General features: G+C 43.3%; 16 protein-coding genes. 15 read left to right on the top strand and 1 reads right to left on the bottom strand.

From position 1 onward, the window contains the following. Positions 1–4: 4 nt before the first annotated feature. From CZ434_RS04815 to spoVM, 6 genes are all read left to right on the top strand, one after another. Positions 5–760 (top strand): Stp1/IreP family PP2C-type Ser/Thr phosphatase, encoded by a 756-nt coding sequence (locus tag CZ434_RS04815; RefSeq protein ID WP_077622067.1) that lies wholly within the window; start codon positions 5–7, stop codon positions 758–760. After that, positions 760–2,793: a Stk1 family PASTA domain-containing Ser/Thr kinase gene (pknB, locus tag CZ434_RS04810; RefSeq protein WP_077622066.1), complete on the top strand. Its 2,034-nt coding sequence runs from the start codon at positions 760–762 to the stop codon at positions 2,791–2,793. Before CZ434_RS04815 ends, pknB begins: the two co-directional genes overlap by 1 nt. Beyond that, complete coding sequence (rsgA, locus tag CZ434_RS04805; RefSeq protein WP_077622065.1) at positions 2,794–3,681, top strand: ribosome small subunit-dependent GTPase A; 888 nt, start codon at positions 2,794–2,796, stop codon at positions 3,679–3,681. Between the two features lie 4 nt (positions 3,682–3,685). Next, positions 3,686–4,330: a ribulose-phosphate 3-epimerase gene (rpe, locus tag CZ434_RS04800; RefSeq protein ID WP_077622064.1), complete on the top strand. Its 645-nt coding sequence runs from the start codon at positions 3,686–3,688 to the stop codon at positions 4,328–4,330. Between the two features lie 796 nt (positions 4,331–5,126). Next, positions 5,127–5,786, top strand: a complete 660-nt coding sequence (locus tag CZ434_RS04795) for a thiamine diphosphokinase (protein ID WP_077622063.1) — start codon at positions 5,127–5,129, stop codon at positions 5,784–5,786. A 19-nt stretch (positions 5,787–5,805) separates the two neighbouring features. Further along, positions 5,806–5,928, top strand: coding sequence for a stage V sporulation protein SpoVM (gene spoVM / locus CZ434_RS04790; RefSeq protein WP_077622062.1), 123 nt, complete (start codon positions 5,806–5,808; stop codon positions 5,926–5,928). A gap of 57 nt (positions 5,929–5,985) precedes the next feature. On the opposite strand, the gene rpmB is transcribed toward spoVM, so the two are convergent. Next, positions 5,986–6,174 carry a 50S ribosomal protein L28 gene (rpmB, locus tag CZ434_RS04785; RefSeq protein WP_077622061.1) on the bottom strand — a complete coding sequence of 63 codons (189 nt, stop codon included), beginning with the start codon at positions 6,172–6,174 and terminating at the stop codon, positions 5,986–5,988. Between the two features lie 229 nt (positions 6,175–6,403). On the opposite strand from rpmB, the gene CZ434_RS04780 reads away from it, so the two are divergent. The 9 genes from CZ434_RS04780 (at position 6,404) to fabG (ending at position 15,737) form a co-directional block, all read left to right on the top strand. After that, entirely contained in the window at positions 6,404–6,766 is a 363-nt protein-coding gene (locus CZ434_RS04780) for an Asp23/Gls24 family envelope stress response protein (RefSeq protein ID WP_077622060.1), read from the top strand. A 150-nt stretch (positions 6,767–6,916) separates the two neighbouring features. After that, entirely contained in the window at positions 6,917–8,578 is a 1,662-nt protein-coding gene (locus CZ434_RS04775; protein WP_077622059.1) for a DAK2 domain-containing protein, read from the top strand. A 131-nt stretch (positions 8,579–8,709) separates the two neighbouring features. Beyond that, on the top strand, positions 8,710–9,372 hold the full coding sequence (gene sdaAB, locus CZ434_RS04770; protein WP_077622058.1) for an L-serine ammonia-lyase, iron-sulfur-dependent subunit beta: 663 nt from the start codon (positions 8,710–8,712) through the stop codon (positions 9,370–9,372). 79 nt (positions 9,373–9,451) lie between these two features. Then, on the top strand, positions 9,452–10,324 hold the full coding sequence (gene sdaAA, locus CZ434_RS04765; protein WP_077625070.1) for an L-serine ammonia-lyase, iron-sulfur-dependent, subunit alpha: 873 nt from the start codon (positions 9,452–9,454) through the stop codon (positions 10,322–10,324). A gap of 18 nt (positions 10,325–10,342) precedes the next feature. Beyond that, positions 10,343–12,379: an ATP-dependent DNA helicase RecG gene (gene recG / locus CZ434_RS04760; RefSeq protein WP_077625069.1), complete on the top strand. Its 2,037-nt coding sequence runs from the start codon at positions 10,343–10,345 to the stop codon at positions 12,377–12,379. Between the two features lie 84 nt (positions 12,380–12,463). After that, complete coding sequence (fapR, locus tag CZ434_RS04755) at positions 12,464–13,057, top strand: transcription factor FapR (protein ID WP_077622057.1); 594 nt, start codon at positions 12,464–12,466, stop codon at positions 13,055–13,057. Beyond that, entirely contained in the window at positions 13,041–14,045 is a 1,005-nt protein-coding gene (gene plsX, locus CZ434_RS04750) for a phosphate acyltransferase PlsX (RefSeq protein WP_077622056.1), read from the top strand. The genes fapR and plsX overlap by 17 nt, the downstream gene beginning before the upstream one ends. Positions 14,046–14,049: 4 nt before the next feature. After that, positions 14,050–14,994, top strand: coding sequence for an ACP S-malonyltransferase (gene fabD, locus CZ434_RS04745; RefSeq protein WP_077622055.1), 945 nt, complete (start codon positions 14,050–14,052; stop codon positions 14,992–14,994). Beyond that, positions 14,994–15,737: a 3-oxoacyl-[acyl-carrier-protein] reductase gene (gene fabG / locus CZ434_RS04740; protein WP_077622054.1), complete on the top strand. Its 744-nt coding sequence runs from the start codon at positions 14,994–14,996 to the stop codon at positions 15,735–15,737. The genes fabD and fabG overlap by 1 nt, the downstream gene beginning before the upstream one ends. The last annotated feature ends 40 nt before the right edge of the window (positions 15,738–15,777 follow it).

The following is a 15,777-nucleotide window of genomic DNA, read 5'->3' as shown; positions in this document are numbered from 1 at the left end:
AAGAATGAACGGATACTTTATGACAGATAAAGGTCGGGTTAGAAGCCATAACGAGGATTCTGGCGGTGTTTATATCAATTCTGCCCAACAGATTCTTGCTGTTATTGCTGATGGCATGGGTGGCCACAAAGCAGGTGATGTGGCCAGTCATATGGCTGCTTCGGGACTGAAGGAGAAGTGGGAAGAGACTTCGGCATTTTCTTCGCCCGACCAAGCGGAGGAATGGCTCACCAGGAAAATCAAAGAAGTGAACGATTCTATCTTGAGACATGCCGAGCAGAATGAAGGGTGCAGGGGAATGGGAACCACTATTGTTGCAGTAATATGTACAAGGGATTTCATCACCATTTCCCATATTGGTGACAGCAGATGCTATTTGGCAAATGGCCAGGGCTTTAAGCAACTCACGGAAGACCACTCACTAGTAAATGAATTGGTGAGATCTGGCCAGATTACCAAAAACGACGCTGATCACCATCCAAGGAAAAATGTATTATTAAAAGCATTGGGAACAGAGCCTGATGTACAGGCCGATGTTTCTTCCATAGGTTGGGAAGTTGGAAACAGTTTGTTGCTCTGCTCTGATGGGCTTTCGAACAAAGTGGAAGACAGGGAAATTTCGGATAAAATGCAACTTCCTATTGGGTTAGAAAGCATTGCCCAGAGGCTGATCGACTTGGCCAATGAACGTGGCGGAGAGGATAACATTTCTCTCGTGCTTGTCCGATATGATGATTTACAGGGAGAAGGTGGATCATAGTGTTGGACGGCCGATTGTTGAATGAAAGATACAAGATTAAACAGACCATCGGCGGGGGCGGAATGGCGAATGTGTATCTTGCCAGAGATATCATCTTGGACAGAGATGTTGCTATAAAGGTATTGAGACTTGAATATGCTAATGATGAGGAATTCATCGCGCGTTTCCATAGGGAAGCACATTCAGCAACAAGCCTTTCCCATCCTAATATAGTGAATATTTATGATGTGGGTGAAGAGGAAGGCATTTACTACATGGTCATGGAGTATGTAGATGGGTTGACATTGAAACAATACATACAAACTTACGGGCCGATTGAAGTGGAGGAGTCTTTGGATATCATGAAGCAGGTAGCATCGGCAATTGCTCATGCCCATGCCAACGATATCATTCACAGAGACATCAAACCGCAGAACATATTGGTAGATTCTTTCGGCAAGGTAAAAGTGACAGATTTTGGGATCGCAGTGGCGCTAAGTGCCACTTCACTGACCCAGACAAATTCTGTATTAGGTTCTGTTCATTATCTATCCCCTGAGCAAGCCAGAGGGGGCATGGCCAATAAAAAGTCCGATATCTATTCTTTGGGGATAGTGTTATTTGAATTGTTGACAGGCAGATTGCCTTTTTCCGGCCAATCTGCAGTTTCGATTGCATTGAAACATCTCCAAAGTGAAACGCCATCTATAAGACGGGCTAACCCTTCTATCCCACAAAGCGTGGAAAACATTGTTTTGAAGGCAACTACAAAAGATTCCTTTCATCGCTATGACTCCGTTTATGAAATGGAGGAAGACTTGGAGAGTTGCCTTGATCCTGACCGCCTTGATGAAGAGAAATTCTCGCCGCCCGATGAAGATGGGGAAGCGACGAAAGCCATTCCAGTCATCACCGAAGAATCTTTTGAAACGAAATCAACTGAAGAGACCATCGTACATGATGCCAACAACCTTCCGAAAGAGGAAAAAACAAATAAAAAGAAAGGCAGAAAAAAGAAAAGGAAGAAAACCCTGCTTTGGATTGCCCTCTTGTTACTTGTTTTGATCGGTGGGGGAATAATAGCCCTGTTCTTCATGCCTGGTTTCCTTCAACCTAAAGATGTTGAAATCATGGATGTTTCGGGAATGGAATATGAGGAAGCATATAGTGAGTTGAACGCTTTGAATCTAGTTGTAGAAAGAGAAACTACTTATTCAGATGAAGTCCCGGATGGGTATGTTATTAGAACAGATCCTGAAGCAGGTACCACTATAAAAGAAGGCCAAGTTGTAACTGTTATTTCGAGTCAGGGGAAAGAGCGGGTAACCTTTGAAGATTATCTCGGAAAGGATTTTACCCAGGTGGAAGAATTGCTGGAGGAGAAAGGTTTTTCAAATATCAATGCTTATGAAAAATTTTCTGAACAACCAGTTGGTGAAATCATTACACAAATCCAGCCGCAGCCGGAGGATGAAGTGGTACCGGAAGACACAAATGTCATTTTCGAAATCAGCCGTGGACCTGAAACAGTCCGTTTGCAGTCACTTGCAGGAATGACTGAAGAAGAAGCAAGAGAATACTTGGAAAATGAAAACCTAGAAATCGATGTGACAGAAGTTCACTCAGAGGATGTTGAAGAAGGAAGAGTCGTCAGGCAAAGCCCTGCAGCATTTACTGAAGTCGAGATTGATTCCCAAGTAGAAGTCTATATTTCGGTGGGGCCAGAAGAAAAACCTCCTTCCAATCACTCAGTGACGTTCACCGTCCCATACACAGCGGATGACCAGGAACCAGAGCAGAAGCAGGAGGAAGAGTCCCAAAGTCAGGAAGAACCGGAAGAAGCAGAGCCGGTCGAGCAGACAGTCCGCATCTACATCGGGGATATGGACCGGGATGTTACAGAAGTTGCCCGCGAAGAGACAATCGTGGAAGATACCGAATTTACAATCCGACTTACAATCCCTCCGGGCGAAGAGGCAGAGTACCGGGTCATGCGGGATGACGAGGTAGTTATCGAAAAATCAGTTCCATACGAAGACGAAGAGGGTGACTAAATGGTAGAAGGAAAGATCATAAAAGCATTGAGCGGTTTTTATTATGTGATATCAAAAGAAAACCAGCGAGTTTATCAATGCAGAGGCAGAGGTGTATTTCGGAAAAATAAAATAACCCCATTGGTCGGCGATGTTGTTTTGTTTGAAGAGAGCAACCCAGGTGAAGGATATGTGGTGGATGTCAAGAACAGAAAAAATGAACTTGTCCGTCCTCCGATAGCCAATATTGACCAAGCTATTATTGTGGCTTCTGCCGTAAAGCCTGATTTCAGTCCTCTACTATTGGACCGTTTTCTTGTATTGATCGAATCAAAAAATATTGAGCCGGTCATCTTCATTTCGAAAATGGATATGGTGGATTCGGATAAGCAAAAAGCAATAATGAACATCCGGGAAGATTACGAAAAAATAGGTTATTCAGTTCTTACACTTTCAACGAAAGACCCGGAAGGACTATTGACAGCCAAAAATTATTTCAGAGATAAAATATCTGTTATCGCCGGGCAATCGGGGGTAGGAAAATCTTCGATGTTAAATGCAATTAATCCATTATTGGACCTGGAAACCAATGAAATATCAACGAGCCTGGGTAGAGGAAAGCATACGACTCGTCATGTTGAATTGATCGAAGTCAACGAAGGTCTAGTTGCAGACACTCCGGGTTTCAGTTCGCTGGAGTTCAATGAATTGGACCAGCAGGATTTAGCGGATTGTTTTCCTGAAATGAGGGAAAGGAAAGCAGACTGCAAATTCAGGGGCTGTATGCATCACAAAGAACCAAAGTGTGCGGTTAAAGCAGCTGTGGAAAGTGGGGATATTCCATCTTACAGATATGACCATTATCTGCACTTTCTCGAAGAAATACGAAATAGAAAGCCGAGGTATTGATATAATGACAAAAATAGCGCCTTCTATACTTTCCGCCAATTTTGCGCGATTGGAAGATGAAATAAAAGATGTAGCCGATGGAGGAGCAGACTATATACACGTGGATGTCATGGACGGGCATTTTGTACCGAACATAACGATTGGTCCGCTGGTAGTCAAAGCGATCCGCCCCACAACTGATCTTCCGCTGGATGTCCATTTGATGATTGACAATCCAGATCGATATATTTCAGAATTCGCGGAGGCAGGTGCAGACATTCTAACCGTTCAGCAGGAGGCATGCCCCCACCTGCACCGGACTATTCAATTGATTAAGGATGCAGGTGTAAAGGCGGGGGTAGTTATCAACCCTGGTACTTCTCCTGAATTGATCAAACCGATATTGGCAGATGTGGACTTGGTTCTATTAATGACCGTCAATCCCGGATTCGGCGGACAAGCGTTTATCCCGTCTGTCCTGGATAAAATCAAAACAGTGGCAGAGTGGCGGAAGGAAAAGAATCTGTCCTTTGAAATAGAAGTGGATGGAGGAGTCAACGCAGAAACTGCTAAATTGTGTGTGGAGGCAGGTGCTGATGTCTTAGTCGCGGGCAGTGCGGTTTTTAATAAGGAGGACCGCAAACAGGCCATTGACGAAATTAGAAAGTAATGAAGTAACGAGCTGGCACCGGTGCTTTTAAAGTAAAAGTATCGATCTGTCAGCTTTTTTTACATGAGAAAATGTTAAGTGCGATTACCTGTCTCACTCAGAACACTTTCTACTTCACAAAAAAGAGAAACTACGCCATAAATGGACATGCTTACTCCCATCCTGATTAAGTCGAGCGGTATACAACCGCAACGGCAGAACACTTCTCTTTCCGCGGGCACGGCCTCAGCTAGGGAACTACTAGGATCAACATCCTTGCTCCCTTTGGGACTGCGATTACTCGTCCCACCGAAGACCATGGGTCGAGGAATTTGCTACGAAGCTTAAAGACGCAGACCCATCACTCGGGGTCTTCGGACTCGTGGGACCGCGATTACTCGCCCCGTCGAAGACCTTTCGCTATTCCTGCAGGAGTCTGCGTGTTCTGCCTTCGCTTGTAGAAGTTCTATGGATTTTGGTTGGTAAAATCTCATGTTAGACATATTTGAGGACCACCTCTCACCTAATCAGAAATTCTATCCAAAGCGAAGGAAAAATGCGACACTCCTGGGGGAAGAGCAGCTTCCGAAGACCCCGAAGTGAGCGTTTTTTGCTCAAGAGGAGGCTGAGGTGCTGCCCCCGGAAAGGGAGTATTTTTCCGCAGCGCTGGACTACCACTCATTTCGAAAAGGATGGAAGGAAGCCACACTGAGAGTTGTGTCGCATTTTGCCTCTAATATCTAGCAGTCATAAATGGGGAAGGGGTCGCAGTTTTCGATTAAAAGTATCTTATATTTAAACAGGAGGCTTTTTAATAATGGGACATGTAGCTATCGTCGGCGGAGGACCGGTAAGTTATGTACCTGATCTAAGTTCTTATAAGGAAGTATCCTACTGGATCGGGGCCGACAGAGGGGCATTAACTTTGATAGAAAACGGAATAACACCCGATTTGGCATTGGGTGACTTTGATTCCATATCCGCAGAAGAAAAAGAACTAATAAAAAAACAGGCAAAAAATTTTAAAGAATATCCTGCTGAAAAGGATGAGACTGACTTAGAACTTGCTGTAGAAGAAGCCGTAAAGAAAAACGCTTCTGAGGTTTTTTTCTTCGGAGTTTCAGGAGGAAGAAAAGACCATGAACTTGCCAATATCCAGCTTTTGTATCATATGAGGGAGAGAAATATACATTCCTGGCTGATAGACATCGGCAATAAGATCGAGCTGGTAAAACCGGGCATCCACGGCATTGAAGCGGAATCCCCTTATGAATATATATCTTTTCTTCCGTTTTCGGAAAAAGTAACAGGCATAACTTTGAAAGGTTTTTACTATAATTTAGAGAATACGACAATTAAGTGGGGCTCTACATTATGCATATCAAATAAGCTTCTTTTGGAAAAAGGTACTTTTTCCTTCGAGGATGGCATACTTATAGTAATAAAGAGCCGAGATGTATTTATGGATGGAAGATAAATATTATTGATTTCATTTCATGCAATCATTGCTGCTATCCGGAAAAGAGGAGGGGGATTTGATGAAATTTTATACCTTTAAACTCCCGAGGTTCATTGGTGGCTTTGTAAGAGCAATTATTAGTACAATTAAAAAAGATTGAAAACAAAAAAAGCACCTTGCAAGGTGCTTTTTTTGTTATCTTTCGTTTTTCAAACGCTTAAACACGTTCTACTTTGCCGGATTTCAAAGCGCGGGCAGAAACATATACTTTTTTCGGCTTGCCATCTACCATAATGCGCACTTTTTGAACATTTGCTTTCCAATTACGTTTATTAGCGTTCATGGCATGAGAACGAGAGTTTCCTGAACGGGTTGTACGACCTGTAACAACACATTTGCGTCCCATGTGTATCCCTCCTAAAACATATATATCTTTACATACTTATATAATTTATCATATGGTAGAACATATTGCAATTGTTCTTTTTTAATGTATCAAGAAAACTCACTTGACAGAATGTCGGTTTTCGTCCATTGTATAAAGGGGTTTGTGTATAGTGAAACTGCTTTCAAAGTCAGTTGTGTTATAGTAAAATTATCTTAATTAATATATAGTTGAGAAGGAGGAGTCATTAATGACCATAGAATTAACTACCAATGACGGCCAGGTAACCATTACGAACGAGGTTGTTTCTACGATAGCCGGTGGAGCAGCTATTGAATGTTATGGAATAGTGGGCATGGCTTCCAAAAATCAATTGAGAGACGGAATAGCAGAAATTCTACGCAAAGAAAATTTTTCGAGAGGCGTAGTCGTCCGCCAAGAAGGGGATAATCTACATATAGACATGTATATTATTGTAAGCTACGGCACCAAAATATCAGAAGTGGCTCATAACGTACAATCCCAAGTGAAATATACACTCGATAAATCACTTGGTTTATCCATAAGCTCGGTAAATATCTATATCCAAGGTGTAAGAGTAGCCAAGGAATAACAAAAGCAGGAGTGACGAAATGACTGGACTTGCCCGAAGGATAAAAACAGCAGCTGCATTTTTCTTTCGGGTTTGGCAGCATGTCTAAACAGGAGTGCTTGCTGATCAGTATAGAAAACTGGTCAGTTTGTCAAGAAGGAGGAAGCAGGAGTGACGGTACGAACGATAGACGGTACTACTTTTGCCCAAATGGTTTTATTAGGGGCGAAGCATTTGAGTAATAATGCTAAAATGATTGATTCTTTGAATGTCTTCCCGGTACCAGATGGTGACACCGGGACAAATATGAACTTATCGATGACTTCAGGAGCTGAGGAGGTAAAGAACCAAACATCTGAGCATGCAGGTTTAGTAGCCCAGGCATTGGCTAAAGGGTTATTGATGGGTGCTCGTGGTAATTCCGGTGTTATTCTTTCCCAATTGTTCAGAGGGTTCGCTAAAGGGATTGAAGATAAGGCTGAATTAACTTCGAAGGATTTTGCTGTGGGCTTCGAGACCGGTGTGAATACTGCTTATAAAGCAGTCATGAAACCCGTTGAAGGAACAATTTTGACAGTGGCTAAGGATGCAGCCGCAAAAGCCAGCGAGTCTGCAGAAGAGACAGAAGATATTGTCGCTTTTCTGGAGAAGGTTCTGGAAGAAGCAAAATCCTCATTAAAGCGTACGCCTGAGTTACTGCCGGTATTGAAAGAAGTCGGAGTTGTCGATAGCGGCGGTCAAGGACTTGTAACCATTTATGAGGGTCTGCTGGCCTCATTGAAAGGGGAACAGCTCCCAGACAGCAGTGATACAGATGTAAGTATCGATGACATGGTAAACGCCGAACACCACAAGATGGCACAGGACTTTATGAATACAGAAGACATCGAATTTGGGTATTGTACGGAATTCATGGTCAAACTGGAAGAAGCTAAGCTAAAAGAACATCCATTTGACGAAGACACATTCCGAAATGAATTAGGAGAACATGGAGATTCCCTTTTAGTCGTATCGGATGATGAAATTGTCAAAGTTCATATCCATGCGGAATATCCGGGTGATGTTTTGACATTAGGCCAGCAGTTCGGGAGTTTGATAAATTTAAAAATAGAAAATATGCGTGAACAACATACCTCGATAGTGGGGAACAAAGCACAATCAAAACCTGCTGATAAGGCTGAATACGGCATAGTGACAGTGGCCATGGGTGATGGTTTGAAGAAATTGTTTGAAAGTCTTGGGGCTACGGTCGTGATTCAAGGTGGACAAACAATGAATCCGAGTACGAAAGATATCACGGATGCTATCATGGAAGCCAATGCAAGAAATATCCTCATTCTTCCTAACAACAAAAACATCGTCATGGCAGCAGAACAAGCGGCAGAATTGGCAGAAGAAAATGTTGTAGTGGTACCGACAAAAACAATCCCTCAAGGAATGAGTGCTCTCTTGGCGTTTTTCCCCGAAGCTGGGCTGGATGGAAACAAACAGAACATGCTTGATGCAAGCAAACAAGTAAAAACCGGCCAGATTACCTATGCTGTCAGGGATACGCAGATTGATGGGATGACAATCGAAAATGGAAACTTCATGGGATTAGCTGATGGTGCAATCATAGCCACCAATAAAGATAAGGTGGAGACTGCCAAGCGTCTATTGGACGGGATGATAAGTGAAGAAGATGAAATAATCACAATCCTGCAAGGAGAAGATGCAAGCGATCAGGAAATGGAAGCCCTGGAAGCATACCTTGAAGAGAATTTTGAAGATATTGAAGTTGAAATTCATCAAGGAAACCAGCCGATATATTCTTATATTTTCGCTGTTGAATAATTTGAAACTAAGAACCCTCTGTCAAGTAGAAGAGGGTTTTGTCATGCCTCACTTTTAGGGGTCTTTTTTGACTGGAGTGTGGAATGCCGCGATAAATAGTTTTAAAATAGAAAAGGAGAGGATGTGATTATATGAAATACAAATCAGTATTTGATATTATAGGTCCGGTCATGATTGGTCCCTCCAGTTCCCATACAGCCGGAGCAGCCCGTATCGGAAGGGCTGCCCGTACATTGTTTGGCAAAGAACCCGTGTGGGCTGAAATCCATTTGTATGGCTCCTTTGCTAAAACGTACAGAGGACATGGTACTGATGTCGCAATTGTCGGAGGTTTGCTCGATTTCGATACAGATGACAAAAGAATCGGAAAATCTTTGGAAATCGCAAAAGAGAAAGGCATGCAAATCCGTTTTCATGAAGACGAAGCAGCGACTGAACATCCTAATACGGCTCGGATAAGAATAGGTGACGGAAAAGAAGAACAAGAATTGGTCGGTATTTCCATCGGGGGCGGCAAAGCAGAGATAACGGAATTAAATGGTTTTGAGCTAAGATTGTCAGGTAATCATCCTGCTGTTCTTGTCATGCATAATGACAGGTTCGGGGCAATTGCCTCAGTGACGCAAATACTCGCAAAATATGAAATCAATATTGGCAGGATGGAAGTATCGAGAAAAGATATAGGTAAAGAAGCATTAATGGTAATAGAAGTGGATCAAAACGTGGATGACCATATATTAAAAGAGCTGGAGGATGCCGCTCATATTTTGCAGATTGCCAAAATAGTGGATTAATAGAAATCACATCTAGTCAGGCATGGAGAATGTCGCCATTCTGCCATTTGATTCCTGATGGAAGGGAGCTTGTACAATGATGTTTCGGAATGTATCAGAATTGGTGGAAATAGCCGAAAAGGAAAATATCAGGATATCTGAAGTGATGATCAGACAGGAAATGGATGTACGGGATAAATCACGCAGAGAGATTATGGAGCAGATGGAGAAAAATTTAAAAGTAATGGAGAATGCTGTCGAAGAAGGCTTGAAAGGGGTCCGCTCACATTCTGGACTAACAGGCGGGGATGCTGTACTATTGCAGAATTACATGAAGGATAAGCAGCCTTTGTCCGGTCATTTACTGCTTGACGCCGTAAGCAAAGCAGTGGCCACCAACGAAGTGAATGCGGCAATGGGGACAATTTGTGCAACGCCTACTGCTGGCAGTGCAGGATGTGTTCCGGGTGCATTGTTTGCCGTCAAAAACAGGCTAAATCCTTCCAGAGAGGATATGATCAGATTTTTGTTCACTTCGGGAGCTTTCGGTTTTGTTGTTGCTAACAATGCCTCGATTTCCGGGGCGGCCGGCGGATGCCAGGCAGAAGTTGGTTCAGCTGCGGCTATGGCATCAGCAGCGGTAGTCGAGATGGCGGGAGGAACTCCACAACAAAGTGCAGAAGCCTTTGCGATCACTCTGAAAAATATGCTGGGGTTGGTCTGTGATCCTGTAGCAGGTTTAGTGGAGGTGCCTTGTGTGAAAAGAAACGCAGCCGGTGCATCCAATGCTATCGTATCCGCCGATATGGCGCTTGCCGGTATCACAAGCAGGATACCGTGTGATGAAGTAATAGGTGCGATGTACAGAATAGGAAAAGCCATGCCGACTGCACATAAAGAAACAGCTGAGGGTGGATTGGCTGCAACTCCTACCGGCCGTGCGATCGAAGCAAAGATATATGGAACTTCTTAAAGAAAAGAGTGAAAGATGTTGCTTAATCAACCCGTTAATCAAGTAAAGGGAATTGGGGAGAAGTTACAAGAGGAATTGAACGGACTTGGAATTGAAACAGTAAGAGACTTGCTTCTTTATTTCCCCGCCCGTTACGATGTTTATGAAATAAAACCTCTGAGTGAATTAGTTCATGAAGATAAAGTGACGATTGAAGGGGAGGTCATTGGTCAACCCTCCCTTTCTTTTTATGGAAAAAGAAAATCACGGCTGACGATGAATTTGCAAGTGGAACACGTGGTAGTTAAAGCGGTTATGTTCAACAGGGCTTTTGCCAAAAAGCAACTGCAAGCAGGAGATAAAGTGACTGTTACAGGAAAATGGGATCAACATAGATTGCAAATAACTGTTAGTAATTATAAAAAAGGGGCTGCAAAAAGCCAGATTCCGATTCAGCCCGTTTACGCTGTCAAAGGAAACCTTACCAGCTTGCAGATAAAAAAAGCTGTGTCCTCCGCACTCACTGAATATTTAGATCAGTTAAATGAAATTTTGCCTGCCGATTATTTGGCATCCTATAAGCTCCCAGAAAGAAAAGAAGCAGTAAGGCATATGCATTTCCCGCCGACTCATCAGCATTTAAAGCATGCCAGGAGAAGGTTCACGTATGAAGAATTTTTGCTTTTTCAATTAAAAATGCAGTTGCTTAGAAAGAGAAAGAAAGAAGCGACTATGGGTAATGCCCAAAATTTCGATGATCGGAAAGTAGAACAATTCGTCCATCGCCTTCCTTTTCGATTGACAGGGGCACAAAAACATTCTTTGGAAGAGATTCTTTCAGATATGAAGTCTCCATATCGTATGAATCGGCTGCTACAAGGCGATGTGGGATCGGGCAAAACTGCAGTGGCAGCTATTGGATTATTTGCTGCATTGACTGCAGGTAAACAAGGTGCGCTTATGGTTCCGACTGAGATTCTTGCTGAACAGCACTATGATTCCCTTTCTTCCATGTTCGGAGACACTGCCAAGGTTGTCTTGTTAACGGGATCTGTAAAAGGAAAAAGAAGAAATGAGATACTGCGTCAAATTAAGGAACGGGAAGCGGATGTCATTGTCGGAACACATGCGTTGATTCAGGATGAAGTATTTTTTTCGGATTTGGGTTTGGTAATTGTAGATGAGCAGCACCGGTTTGGAGTAGAGCAAAGAAGAGTTCTGCGCGACAAAGGCCTCAACCCGGATGTCCTGTTCATGACAGCTACACCGATTCCGAGGACCCTGGCAATCACTGCCTTCGGAGATATGGATGTGTCCGTGATCGATGAAATGCCTTCAGGAAGAAAAGAAGTAGAAACTTATTGGGTGAAAGAAAATATGCTGGACAGGGTTTTGCAATTTATATCGAAGGAAATCAGCGCTGGGCATCAGGCATATGTCATATGTCCATTGATAGAGGAATCAGAAAAGCTTGACATTCAAAATGCTGTTGATGTGTACAACCAGCTTGTCCACTATTTCGCTGATGATTTCCAAGTGGGCTTAATGCATGGCAGACTGCATGCGGATGAGAAAGAGGAGGTCATGAAGAGCTTCGCTTCCAATCAAATCCAAGTCCTTGTATCCACTACAGTAGTCGAAGTGGGAGTCAATGTCCCTAATGCTACCATCATGGTCATTTATGATGCGGAGAGATTCGGCTTATCACAACTTCACCAGCTGCGGGGCAGGGTAGGAAGAGGAGACGCACAAAGTTATTGTATTTTACTTGCTGATCCGAAGGGCGAAGTCGGTAAAGAGAGAATGCGGATAATGACAGAAACCTCCAATGGGTTTGAATTGTCTGAGCAGGATTTAAAGTTAAGAGGTCCTGGTGACTTTTTTGGCAGAAAGCAGAGCGGAATACCCGAGTTCAAGGTCGGAGACATGGTCCATGATTATCGAGCATTGGAAACCGCGCGAAAAGATGCACAGGAAATCATCCAATCGAATGCACTAGAGAATGATGGGGCATACCAATATATAAGGGAAGAAATTGAAGCAGATGTAATAATGAAAGGTAAAACATTGGATTGAGTTCCGCTGTACAATTACTTGCATAAATGGAATTGGTATTATATATTACTATTAGTACCTAGTCTTAATTTGGACGGTGGAGCCATGAAGAGAAATAAAAAGGAGAGGCAGAATCTTCTTAAAAAGACTATTGAAGAAATGCCCTTTACAACAGACGAAGAGCTGGCTGGGAAATTTTCTGTCAGTATTCAAACGATTCGTTTAGATCGCATGGAGTTATCTATACCCGAATTGCGTGAACGGATTAAATCTGTTGCCACCCATCAATGGAACGAAACCGTAAAGGCGCTCCCGATAGATGAAATAATCGGACAGGTTGTCGACCTTGAACTGGATAAACGGGCCATTTCCATATTGGATATCGGACCTGAACATGTCTTTTCCAGGAATCGGATCGCCCGGGGGCATCATTTGTTCGCCCAAGCCAATTCACTAGCCGTGGCGGTCATCGATGATGAACTTGCCTTGACGGCCCGGGCAGATATCAAGTTTACACGCCAGGTTAAACAAGGGGAAAGAGTGGTAGCCAAAGCGACTGCAGCAGGAAATGACAGGAAAGGAAGGACTGCTGTGGAAGTGGAAAGCTTTGTCGGTACCGAGAAGGTCTTCTCGGGGGTGTTTACAATGTTTCGTTCCACTGATTATAAAGGAGAATCAAGTAATGAAAATAGCGATTGACGCCATGGGCGGCGACCATGCTCCAAAAGAAATAGTTCAGGGTGCATTGGAAGCCGCCAAGGAAATGAAAGATATCGAAATTACTTTGATCGGGGATGAAACAAAGATATCACCATTGTTGGGTGATAGTTCCAGGATCAACATCATACATACAAAAGAAGTAATCACCGGAGAGGATGAACCTGTCCGGGCAGTAAAGCGAAAAAAAAATTCCTCCCTTGTAATGATGGCGAACGAAGTGAAAGAAAAGAGGGCGGATGCCTGTATATCGGCTGGTAATACTGGTGCTTTGATGAGTGCAGGGTTATTTGTCGTGGGAAGGATAAAAGGTATAGAAAGGCCGGCATTAAGTCCCACATTGCCAACACTGGATGGCAGAGGCTTTTTGCTGTTAGACGTTGGAGCAAACGTCGATGCCAAACCGAGACATCTGGTTCAATATGCCGTTATGGGTTCTATCTATTCGGAAAAAGTACGTCAGATAGATAACCCGAAGGTAGGTCTGTTGAATGTCGGGACAGAAGATGGAAAAGGGAACGATCTATCCAAAAAGGCTTTTGAACTATTAAAGGACTCACCTGTCAACTTCATCGGCAATGTAGAAGCAAGGGATTTGCTGGAAGGTGCCGCTGATGTTGTGGTCACTGACGGCTTTACCGGAAATGTTGCGTTGAAAACAATCGAAGGCACGGCCATGATGATGTTCCATATGATGAAAGAGACTTTTATGAGTAATATGAAAACAAAGCTTGCTGCTGGTCTGGTCAAGTCTGACCTGAAGGGTCTGAAAGCCAAATTGGATTATTCGGAATATGGCGGTGCTGGTTTATTCGGTTTGTCGGCTCCTGTTATAAAAGCTCATGGTTCCTCTAATGCCAGGGCCATATACAATGCAATTAATCAAGCACGTCACATGGTTGAACAAAATGTGACAACCATGATAGAAGATACAATAGGGAAGATTGATTTGACGAACGAGGAGGAGTAGCAGAATGAAGCGAGTCGCTTTCGTTTTTCCCGGACAAGGTTCTCAAAGTGTGGGAATGGGAAAAGATATTTATGAACAAGTGAGTGACACAAACGAATATTTTGATTATGCTGATGAGGTATGTGGAATTTCATTGACCTCCATTATGTTCGAGGGGCCAAAAGAAACACTTACCAAAACGGAGAATGCTCAGCCTGCCTTATTATTGACAAGTGTCCTGTTAAGTGACATCCTCAAAAAAGAAGGTGTACGTCCGGTCATGACAGCCGGTCACAGTCTTGGTGAATATAGCGCACTTGTAGCTGCTGGAGCTTTGACGATAAAGGATGCTCTTCCATTGGTAAGGCATAGAGGCCAATTAATGGAGAAAGCTTACCCGGAAGGCAAGGGTGCAATGGCAGCGGTACTTGGAGGAGAATTGGAAACAATTGAACAGGTGCTGAAAAACATAAGAGAAAATGGTCAGACTGTCCAGGTAGCTAATTTGAATTGCCCGGGGCAAGTTGTCATTTCAGGGACAAAGACAGGCATCGACAAGGCTGCGGAGGATTTGAAGGAAGCTGGCATTAAGCGTGTCCTTCCCTTGAATGTGAGCGGACCTTTTCACTCACAGCTCATGAAACCTGCTACAGAGGAATTCAAGTCAGCGCTGCAGAATGCTGCGTTCGATAATGCCGAAGTACCTGTCTATGCCAATGTAACGGCACAACCGGTCATAGACAAACAAGAAATTCCGGAATTGTTGATTCAGCAATTGTATTCTCCGGTCAGATTTCAAGAGATAGTGGAGAATATGATAAAAGAAGACATTGATGCAATCGTAGAAATTGGCAATGGTAAAGTCTTGACAGGATTAGTGAAAAAGATAGATAGGCGTATGAAAACTTTTTCGGTTCAGGACTTGGAATCCTTGAGCGAGTTCGTCGAATGGTATAAGGAGGAATCCTGATGTTATTAGAAGGAAAAGCAGCTCTTGTCACAGGAGCGTCACGTGGGATTGGAAGAGCTATAGCAGTTGAACTGGCAAAACAAGGAGCGAATATTGCCGTCAATTATGCTGGAAACGAAGAAAAGGCACAACAAGTTGTTGACGAGATTGAGCGTGCAGGTTCAAAAGCATTTGCAATAAAAGCAGATGTATCAAACCAAGAAGAAGTGACTGCCATGATTAAATCAGTGGTAGGGGAGTTCGGCTCTCTTGACATATTGGTAAACAACGCCGGAATTACGAAAGATAACTTGTTGATGCGTATGAAAGAAGAAGAATTTGATCAGGTCATCGATACCAACCTGAAAGGTGTATTTTTGTGTACCAAAGGGGTTACACGACAAATGATGAAGCAGAAGAGCGGCAGAATCATCAATATTGCTTCAATAGTCGGGGTCAGCGGAAATCCCGGGCAAGCTAATTATGTTGCAGCCAAGGCTGGGGTTATCGGATTGACCAAGTCTACAGCTAAAGAACTGGCTTCCAGAAATATTCTCGTAAATGCAGTTGCACCTGGATTCATCGAAACTGATATGACAGACCAGTTATCAGATGAACAAAAAGAAGGCATGCTTCAAATGATCCCCCTTTCCAAATTGGGAAAAGGGGAAGATGTAGCGCGCGTAGTACGTTTCTTGGCCTCTGATGATGCCAATTATATTACTGGGCAGACTATCCATGTCGATGGTGGAATGGTCATGTAACGCTGTGGTGACTACTGGTAATTCCTGAGTTTGCCGGGAA

Source organism: Sediminibacillus massiliensis, assembly GCF_900156915.1.
GTDB lineage: Bacteria > Bacillota > Bacilli > Bacillales > Amphibacillaceae > Sediminibacillus_A > Sediminibacillus_A massiliensis.
Note: the sequence above shows the minus strand (reverse complement) of the source record. Positions and strands in the feature narration are given on the sequence as shown.

Coding starts and splice junctions, on each gene's coding strand:
- sdaAB (WP_077622058.1), top strand. CDS start 8,710: ATGAAATACAAATCAGTATTTGATATTATAGGTCCGGTCATGATTGGT.
- rpmB (WP_077622061.1), bottom strand. CDS start 6,174: ATGGGACGCAAATGTGTTGTTACAGGTCGTACAACCCGTTCAGGAAAC.
- fapR (WP_077622057.1), top strand. CDS start 12,464: ATGAAGAGAAATAAAAAGGAGAGGCAGAATCTTCTTAAAAAGACTATT.
- fabD (WP_077622055.1), top strand. CDS start 14,050: ATGAAGCGAGTCGCTTTCGTTTTTCCCGGACAAGGTTCTCAAAGTGTG.
- rpe (WP_077622064.1), top strand. CDS start 3,686: ATGACAAAAATAGCGCCTTCTATACTTTCCGCCAATTTTGCGCGATTG.
- CZ434_RS04795 (WP_077622063.1), top strand. CDS start 5,127: ATGGGACATGTAGCTATCGTCGGCGGAGGACCGGTAAGTTATGTACCT.
- plsX (WP_077622056.1), top strand. CDS start 13,041: ATGAAAATAGCGATTGACGCCATGGGCGGCGACCATGCTCCAAAAGAA.
- rsgA (WP_077622065.1), top strand. CDS start 2,794: ATGGTAGAAGGAAAGATCATAAAAGCATTGAGCGGTTTTTATTATGTG.
- spoVM (WP_077622062.1), top strand. CDS start 5,806: ATGCAATCATTGCTGCTATCCGGAAAAGAGGAGGGGGATTTGATGAAA.
- CZ434_RS04780 (WP_077622060.1), top strand. CDS start 6,404: ATGACCATAGAATTAACTACCAATGACGGCCAGGTAACCATTACGAAC.
- fabG (WP_077622054.1), top strand. CDS start 14,994: ATGTTATTAGAAGGAAAAGCAGCTCTTGTCACAGGAGCGTCACGTGGG.
- CZ434_RS04815 (WP_077622067.1), top strand. CDS start 5: ATGAACGGATACTTTATGACAGATAAAGGTCGGGTTAGAAGCCATAAC.
- sdaAA (WP_077625070.1), top strand. CDS start 9,452: ATGTTTCGGAATGTATCAGAATTGGTGGAAATAGCCGAAAAGGAAAAT.